The following is a 9,064-nucleotide window of genomic DNA, read 5'->3' on the forward strand; positions in this document are numbered from 1 at the left end:
GGCGTCGATCTTGTCGAGCTTCTCCGTCTGCTCCGGCGTCGGCGCGCCGCGCCGCAGCAGGTGGGTGAGGCCGATGATGGCGTTCATTGGCGTGCGGATCTCGTGGCTCATGTTTGCCAGAAATTCGCTCTTGGTGGTGTTGGCTGTCTCGGCAGCTGCCATGGAACGCAATAGTTCATCTTCGGCACGCTTGCGCTCAGTGATATCACGTACCATCCCTACAAACAGGAAATCATCCCCGGTGGGAAGCAGGCTAAGGCGTACTTCTGCCGGAAAGCAGCTGCCGTCCTTGCGTCGGTGGACGGTTTGCAGGGTCAGGGGAAACCGGGCAGGGTCGGTCTTTGCCAGACTCCAGGTCTGCTCTAATGCCTGCGGGTTGAACTGGTTGTCCAACAGAGACACGTTAAGCGTCAGCAGTTCATCAAGCGTATAGCCTGTTTGACAACAGCAGACCTGATTGACGCTTAGTATCTTGCCACTGTGATCGTGGATATAAATAGCGTCTCCAGCATTTTCTATCATTGAGCGAAACCGCTGTTCGGTCTGTCGTAGAGCGTCTTCACGCTGTTTTAATGTATCAAGCATGGCATTTATTGCACAACCAAGCCTGCTTGCCTCATCATTGCCGGTAAGCTGCACACGCACATCCGGGTTACCTGTCTCAACCTGATCAACCACCTCTTGAATCAGGTCAAGCCGACGGGTCAGATAGCTGGCGGTAACCGTAGCAAACAGGGAAACCAGCAGAATTGCAACCAGAGCAAGGTACAAGCCATTCTGGCGAATATCTGCAATATCAGCATCAAGGATTTTGCCACATAATCCTATCCGCACCCAGCCGATTGTTTTTTCACCGAGCAGGATAGGATTGCTGACATCCACCATATGATGGCTTTTCTGCAGGATCTGAAAGTCTGCATCCTTAGGGAGATCAGTCAGATAAAGGCCGATCCGGCTCTGTTCGTTGTGGGCCAATACCTGACCACGGGAATCCAGCACCATGGCATGGGCAAGATCAGGATAGCGGCTAAGGCCGTTTATGATTTCCTGTAGTCCACTGTAATCACGGGAGGCAACCCAGACCGATGATGATGCGGAGATGCTCTGGACCAGGGAGGTTGCTTGCGAGACATGCTGCTTTAAGGCGGCTGCCTCCTGACGTCGGGTCATTTCCAGCACAAACAGCGTCATCAAGATGGCCATTATCAGTGTCATGCCAACAATCATACGGCGCCGTAGTGTGCCTAGAAGCAGCCATGCCAGCCTCTCGGACATCATTTTTTCTCCACAGGGCGTACCTGTTTTTCAAAGGCAGCCACATAGTCCAGTACCTTTTGATAACTGGCGTTATCAGCGGCATGGAATTGAGCGGTGGCCATGGCGCTTAGAATTGTGCGTCCTTCTGCCGATTGAGACAGCTCAAGCAGCACTCTTCTAACCTGCTGGCTGATAGCCGGTGGCACCGTAGTACGAGCCATTACCGAGTTATTCAGGAGATGGGGGGTCTCCCAGAGCAGATGAAGCTGTGCGGCTTCCTTGGGATGGTCCTGCTGGAACAGCCGCCAGGGAACCGGCCAGGTGACACCAACAGCAGATTGTCCTAAATAGGCGCTCATGATGGATGATTCCTGAGATCCCACATAGATGTTGGTAATATCCCGGTTAACGTTAATGCCATGACGGTGCAGGAAAAACTGCGGCATAATGCAGGCTGCCAGAGCCGTGTGGGAAGGATAACTAACCGTTTTGCCCTTGAGATCCGCCGGTTTTTTGATGTTACTGTCTTTACGGGCAATAAAGATCCCCTTGAAGTCTTCTGCGTCGCCAGCCATGGCAATCACCTGATAGCCGGATTTCATTGCCTCAAGTGTCTGCCAGGGGTTGGGTAACAGGAATTCAGGACTTCCGCTGCGGAATTTTTCTTCATAGGCCTGATAATCCCGTGAGGCTTCAAGTTCAAAGCGTGCTTCCGGGATCTGGGAATTAATCTGATCGATCAGTGGCTGATAGGCTTCAGCAAGTTTTGCCGGGTTGTGCAGGGGGTGGACTGCAAAGCGGTAGACCGGCAGAGAGGCAGCAGCAGGTGTTTTGCTGTACTGCAACGGCTTTTCAGCGGGTTGACGATTACAGCCCACCAGCAACAGGGCTGTAAAAAATACCATAAGTCCGAAGAAGACTGATGGAAACCAGGGAACTCGTGCAACGGTATCGGGCATAGCAGATGTCGTCATGAGGTCTGCTCCTTATCTGTTACCGTATAAAGAGTACCGCAGGTCAACGGTGTGTCAAGCAATGTAACGTATGATCTCCGTAATTATCAGGGCCAGAGTGGGCAGTCAATTCCCAGACACTCTTTGTTTCGGGCCATCTGGGAACAGGCAAATGGCTCTATCGCTGGCAGGTCAAGCTGCCACAGCTCTGCAGCAAGCCGCATTCCTGTTCGCAGGGCGATCCAGCAATCACGCTGGCAGCAGCGGGCTGCCTCATAGCCTGCTATCTCGGACAGCACCTGCTGGACTACCCCTTGGACGGTCTGACGGGCGGTAGCCTTAAGCGGCGTTGCCTCCAGCAGAACACTGAAGCCGATACCGATGCCGGTGGCGGCACCGCAGATCCCCATGAAGCCGCAACTACCGCCACTGACTTCACCACCACGCTGGATCGCGGCATGCAGCTGTTCTGCCATAACCGGATGCCCGGCACTGCGCAGACAAGACAGCAAAACCCCTGGCACCAGGGCATGGTACTGGGGGCCGTGGAGCGGCATGGATGGATGCTGACGGATTTCATGCATCAGCTGGATCGGGTCAGTGGTGTCTGACATCGTGCAGAGGTGTTCAATCAACTCCAGCGCATCACCGGTATGGCAGGAATCACAGACAAAATGCCCCTGCTGACAGCAGGCGTTGGCTGACAACGTTGTGCCGCAGAAATGACAGCTCTGCTGCTGCTCAGTGGCATGGTAGACCAGTGGTGCACCGCAGACCAGGCAACCGCTGTCATGTTGAACAGTGGAAGTAGATGCTTTGGCGCGCCCTTCCGGCGGTAGTGCGCAGTTGGCGCCAGCCTCAATGGTTACATTGGTGACAAAACCGTGGCTATCCAGATGCCAGACCTGATCGCCAAGCAGATCAGCATCAGGTTGGGGAATGACAGCGGTCTGGCCAGGACGCAGCCAGATGCCGGAAGCAGTTAGCAGACCTGCTGCCGGGCCGGGATACAGCACGGTTACAGACGTGGTTACAGTCTCCGGCTTGATGATACTGAAGGTCAGTGAGTAGAAGGGGTGTTCCTGAACCACCCGGTACGGTAACCGCTTGATGACCGTAAAACCGACAAAGCCGGTTTCTTCCAGAATACCCAGCAGGTCTTTCTGGGGCAGGGCGCCGCTGATACATTCGCCCCGCAGGGTTTCATCATTCAGGATAGCCGCATCAGGCTCAGTCTCGCAGACCACATCCGCTGCCACCAACCTGCCGCCCGGCTTCAGGATACGCAGAATTTCTGCAAAGGTACTGCGTTTGTCAGCAGACAGGTTCAGCACGCAGTTGGAAACCACCAAATCCTGTGAGTTGTCAGCAACAGGGATTGATTCAAGAAAGCCTTTTAAAAACTGCAAGTTTCTGTAGCCAAGCGCCTGTTGAACTTCAACTGCTCCCTGTTGAGCCAGATCAAGCATCGGCTCCAGCATATCAATGCCGGTGACCATGCCTTCTTTTCCCACCAGACGGGCAGCTATAAAACATTCCACACCGCTGCCACAGCCCAGATCCACCATATACTCACCTGGTTTGAGGTTGGCATCCAGCACCGGACTGCCGCAGCCGTAGCCACGGAAGCGATAGGCAGGGGGAATATGCACCATCATCTGCTGGTCATAGTGAACCGGATTCAGGATCTCCAGACGCTTGTCTCCAGCAGCATCAGCATAGTAGCTGCCCACCTGACTGCGGCTGTCAGTTGGCGCTTCAAGCGATAGCAGACAGTTGGTGTGGCAGAGCGCCACCGGGCCGTGGGAACCGCAGCTGACCAGCAGTTCACCCATCTTGAGGCGCAGGCCGGGTAGTGCCGCTTCAGGAAGCCTGACAGCAGCCTGCTTGATCAACTGCAGAGCCAGCTGTTCAAACAATGGCTGGTAGGGATCAGTACCGATAAAACTGCCTGCATGATGGTAGCAATGATCAAGATCGCCACCGCCCAGCAGAAAACGCCAGGGATCGGAAAGGCTGACAACACTGGTTTTCCTGATAGTTGACAGCACCCGGCTTTGCTGCCAGGCCGACAAAAGCCCCTGATCCAGTGGCGTTGCCAGCTCCGCAAGACCGATGGTGGCTGCTGAGGGGTAGAGCTGATTGTCCGGTCCAATGGCTGCGGCTTCCCAGCCTGCACTGGAACCGTCGTGGATCGTGCCGGGCGGTGAGAAGATCTGTGTCTTCAGGTTCTCGATGTTGTCGATGGTAATGCCACGTTCATCTGCCCGTTGCAGGGCATTAAGCACCGGCTGCAGCAGTTCCAGCGGCTGCAGATGCTGTGCTGCACTGCCCCGGCCACGAATAAAGTGCCACATCAGGTGCAGGGTGGTCGCCCCTTGATCCGCGGCATAGTCAACCAGCCAGACCAGGTCCCGGGCATTTTCTTTGGTGACACAACAACTCAGGGTAAAGCGCCAGCTCTGTTGCCCCAGCCAGGCAAGCTGCTGTTCCAAACGACTGAAGCTGCCCGTTCCCCGCAGACCGTCATGGTGTTCAGGCTGGCCGTCCAGGCTGATCTGCAGGTGAATCCGCTCACGGGGCCAATCCTTATTCAGTTTGTCCGCCACAAGCAGGCCGTTTGTCAGGATGGCAATCCGGCTGCCCGGTATGGTCAGGATATGGTTGATCAGGTTGGCAAAATCAGGATGCACCAGTGGTTCGCCACCGGTCAGGGCAAACAGACGACAGCCTTGGGCTGCCGCATCATCTACATGCTGCTTCAGTTGGTATAATGCTAGCTGTTGTCCCTGATTCGGGCCTGAACTGAACAGGCAGTGGCTACAGGACAGATTGCAACGGTCGGTGATATGCAGCCAGAGTTCCTTTAATTGTGGCGTGCTGCCCAACAATGTAGAACGGCCAGAATACTGATTCTGGGGATAATCCGGCAGACGTTGCAGAAAGCTCGCATGTTCAAGAGAGTGATCATTCTTGCCTGCTGCCAGCTGTTGCAGCAACTCGTCTCCGCTGGTTGTCGGTACAAACCAGGAAGGACGGTCAGGGCAGAGCCAGATTGCGGTGTCAGCCGTATGAAAACGGGTCCAACGGGATGGATCAAAGGTCATTGATTATTCCTGAATAGTTATTACGTGAGAATGATGCAGCAGTTCTGCCTGTAGAGCTGCGCCTAATGCGCCAACAATGGATGGATGGTCAGGCACCAGCACCGGCACCCCCAGTTCCTGCTCAAGCAGTGCAACCATGACCTTGTTGTTGGCAACACCACCTGAAAAGACCAGGTGATCTCCGAAACCGACTTTGCGTACCATGGTGGACAGACGATTGGCAACAGCCAGATGCACAGAACGTGCAATTTCTGCAGGAGGCATGCCGCTGTTTTTGAGTGATACCACCTCTGACTCAGCAAACACCGCACACATGCTGTTGATCGGGGTGGCCTGCTCAACAGCGGCAGCAGCTGCGCTGAACTCTGCCATACTGTACCCCAGTGAGACCGCCATCATCTCCAGAAAACGTCCGGTACCGGCAGCACATTTGTCATTCATCTGAAAGTTCTGAACCTTGCCTGCTTCATTCAGGGCAATTACCTTTGAATCCTGGCCACCGACATCCAGAATGGTTCTGCATGCCGGAAAAAAGTAACGTGCCCCCATGGCATGGGCCTTTATTTCAGTGATGACATCTACTTCAGCATGTTGTTGTACCAGGTGTCGTCCGTAGCCGGTGGCAACAGCCCGCGTTGGTGAGTGTTCTGCCAGATACCGTAATGCCTGCTGATGAGGTTCAAAGCTGCTTTCAACCACACTATGAAAAGTAATGGCGCCCTGTTTGAGCGCCACCACCTTGATCGTCCGAGAACCAAGATCAATTCCTACCTTCACTACTAGCCCCCGATCTGCTCGATAAACGCCTCAACCCTGGTCTTGAGTTGCCCAACATCATCTGGTGAGTAATCAGATTCAATTGCCATGAACGGAATACCGCGCTCTTCACAGGCCTTGCGCAGTTTAACCGCCTCAATATTGTAGGTATGGCAGAACTGCAGGCAGTAATCAATAATCCCCTGAGCGCCGGACTCTTCATATTCCTTCAGCACCTGATCAATCCGCTCGGTATTGGGGGTAAAACAGGAACAGTCGATCTTCATGTACCGTTCAGTCAGGCGCTCAAGCTGTTGTTCCTGTGTGGTTGAGCTTTCATCAATCAGGTCCTTGTAATAGCGGGTACCGATGCAGCTCTCCTCATTGACCACCACAGCGCCAGAGGTTTCAATGATGTTGTGCAGTTTCCAGTTAGGCAGTGCCATCGGGGTGCCGGACACCATGATTCGCGGGGTGGAGGCTGGAGCAACCGCAATACCCTGTTTGATCCGTTCATCCAGCTCATCACAGAGGGTATGCACCTGTTCCACAAAACGGTTCGGCTCGTCATAGAAGGCGATCTGCTCGATCAACAGCATATCCTTGCCACTGATGGGTGATGGGTTATGGTGGCGCAGGTTATTTAACCGTTGCAATGCCTTACGTTTGGCGTTGATGGTGACAATGGCCTGCGAAAGTTCTTCAAAGCCGGTTTCTGTGCCGGTAATCTTGTCCACAGCCGCCTTGAAATCCTTGACTTCATCCAGCCAGAGTGCCTTGTCTTTTTCCCGCTTCATCTGAGGAATTTCCATTACATGGGTCGGCACGTATTCGTCCAGCAGTTCCCAGGTCTTTTTCTTGGCATCGCAAGTGGTTACGCCATAGACAAAGTCCACGGCCTGAAAGTAAGGGCAGATCTTGCCCACCTTGAAGCCAAAGGCTGACTTGACCATGGGACAGATATTGCGGGGCAGCACTTTTTCTGCATCAGCAATGGAACCCTGGGCACCACCGCACAGACCAACACAAATGCCGCCAGCAGCCACCACCACCTCTTCAGGGATATAGACGCAGAAGGTGCCGATTACCGGCTTGCCTGCATCCTTGGCAGCCATTAACTCATGAATGCGCCCGGTGTGGATGTTCTCCACCATGCCATCAAAATAGGCCATCTTTGCCGGACGGTTCTTCTGAGAGAGGAAGATATTGGTATAGGCCTGGGTCAGCATGGCCGGCATACCGGAAAAACGGGGGACATCCATGCCCAGTTTTTCCCAGAGTTGTGGATCGGATTTTACTTCAAATGCGCTCATGTACGGTTCTCCCTCAATTGAAATAATGGAGACCGAACATAAAAGTGAGAGCTCGGTAAGTCAAATGCATAATATCAATATTAAAGATGGTTGTGATTGTAATTTGCGATAGTGTCAGTGGTCAGGCTGATCTGAATTTTGCATACAGGGCAGGTATCAGGGCAAACAGTCCCAGCAGGGCAAAGGAACCCAGCACCCGGGGGGAAGCGATGTCGGACAGGTTGTTAATGGTGGCCAGGCTTGCCCCGGCGTTGACAAAGACAAAACCGCCAGGAATGATGCCAAAAAAGGTGCCCAGTACAAAGGTGCGTAAGGGCAGGCGGGTTAATCCTGCCGCAAGGTTGATCAGGAAGAACGGAAAAACTGGAACAAGTCTTAAGAACAACAGGTAGTTGATGCCTCGATCTTCAAGTTCTTTGTTGATTTTTTCCAGCTTGCTGCCAAAGCGGTTGAGCACCGCCTCACGCAGCAGATAGCGGGTAATCAGAAAGGAGAAGGTGGCGCCAATGGAGGCGGCAGTAACCGCGTAGGTGGTGCCCAGTAACGGGCCAAAGACCGCTCCTGCTGATAACGAGAGAATCACTGCTCCAGGCAGTGCCAGAGCGGTTTGGATGATGTAGATAGCCATGAAGGCAGCCACCATCAGCAGGGTATGATCTGCATAGAAGGCCAGCAGTAGTTGCCGATTGGCTTTCAGGCTTTCAAGGGTCAGAAAGCGGCCCAGATCAAGGTAAAAGAACAGGGCCACCGTGGCCAGGCTGATAAGGATCAGGATGATTTTTTTGCTATTCACAGTGCTCTCCGAACAGGGGTGGTTTCAAAGGGGATACGCAACAGGCGCCAGAATCCCAGTTCCTTCTGGTTACGGTATTCATGCAGCCCGATAGTCATACCGGTGTGCCCTTCTTTGGGTTGATCCCGGTAGGTTCCCAGCAGGCGATCCCACCAGGGCTGGCTGAAGCCGAAGTTGCTGTCGGTTTCCCGGGGGATCACCGAGTGATGGACACGGTGCATATCAGGGGTAATGACAAGCAGACGCAACCAGCGATCAATCGACAACGGAATGGACAGATTGGCATGATTGAACATGGAAGCGGCATTCAGCAGTATCTCAAATAACAGCACGGTCAGTGGAGCTATGCCAAACAGTAGCACCACAGCCATCTTGATCAACAGCGATAGAGCAATTTCAAGCGGATGAAAGCGGGTGCCGCTTGAAACATCCAGATCAAGGTCCGTATGGTGCATCCGGTGTAGACGCCAGAGCAGCGGTATCCGGTGAAACAGGCGATGTTGCAGATAGATGATCAGATCCAGCAATACCAGCCCCAGCAGCAGTTCTGGCCATCCCTTGATACCTACCAGATTGAAGAGCCCCCAGTTGTGTAATTGTGCCGTGGCTGCCAGCGAGACCGGCACCACCGGGAACAGCAGACGAACAACCAGTGAATCAACAACAATAATACCGATATTGGCCTGCCAGCGCTTGGCTTTTACTGCGGTGAGTTTCCGTCTGGGCCAGACCGTCTCGGCCAGTGCCAGCAGGACAAACAGGCCAATAAAAACAGCCAGACGCAGCGTATCTGGTGAAACAGGCAATGACATTACTGTCTCTGCCATTTCAGCCAACCAGCCGGCAGCTTTTTAAGCAGTGGCGTCAGGCGGGTGCGGTTATAGG

7 protein-coding genes are annotated in these 9,064 nt (G+C 53.8%); all 7 read right to left on the reverse strand.

The window, feature by feature from the left end:
• Positions 1-1,278: PAS domain S-box protein (locus tag OEL57_RS10425; protein ID WP_300740395.1), on the reverse strand; the 1,278-nt coding region annotated here is incomplete at its 3' end.
• Positions 1,275-2,231: a PhnD/SsuA/transferrin family substrate-binding protein gene (locus OEL57_RS10430; protein WP_300740398.1), complete on the reverse strand. Its 957-nt coding sequence runs from the start codon at positions 2,229-2,231 to the stop codon at positions 1,275-1,277. The genes OEL57_RS10430 and OEL57_RS10425, both read right to left, overlap by 4 nt.
• Before the next feature lie 86 nt (positions 2,232-2,317).
• Positions 2,318-5,317: a DUF5714 domain-containing protein gene (locus OEL57_RS10435; RefSeq protein WP_300740400.1), complete on the reverse strand. Its 3,000-nt coding sequence runs from the start codon at positions 5,315-5,317 to the stop codon at positions 2,318-2,320.
• Positions 5,318-5,320: 3 nt separating this feature from the next.
• A complete protein-coding gene (locus OEL57_RS10440; RefSeq protein WP_300740403.1) occupies positions 5,321-6,094 on the reverse strand; it encodes an acyl-CoA dehydratase activase in 774 nt (257 codons plus the stop codon).
• A 2-nt stretch (positions 6,095-6,096) separates the two neighbouring features.
• Positions 6,097-7,386: a double-cubane-cluster-containing anaerobic reductase gene (locus OEL57_RS10445; protein WP_300740405.1), complete on the reverse strand. Its 1,290-nt coding sequence runs from the start codon at positions 7,384-7,386 to the stop codon at positions 6,097-6,099.
• 121 nt (positions 7,387-7,507) lie between these two features.
• A complete protein-coding gene (locus tag OEL57_RS10450) occupies positions 7,508-8,179 on the reverse strand; it encodes a TVP38/TMEM64 family protein (RefSeq protein WP_300740409.1) in 672 nt (223 codons plus the stop codon).
• Positions 8,176-8,991: a sterol desaturase family protein gene (locus OEL57_RS10455; RefSeq protein ID WP_300740410.1), complete on the reverse strand. Its 816-nt coding sequence runs from the start codon at positions 8,989-8,991 to the stop codon at positions 8,176-8,178. The genes OEL57_RS10450 and OEL57_RS10455 overlap by 4 nt, the downstream gene beginning before the upstream one ends.
• Positions 8,992-9,064: the final 73 nt, after the last annotated feature.

The sequence above is a fragment of the Trichlorobacter sp. genome (genome assembly GCF_030247655.1).
Classification (GTDB): Bacteria; Desulfobacterota; Desulfuromonadia; order Geobacterales; family Pseudopelobacteraceae; genus Trichlorobacter.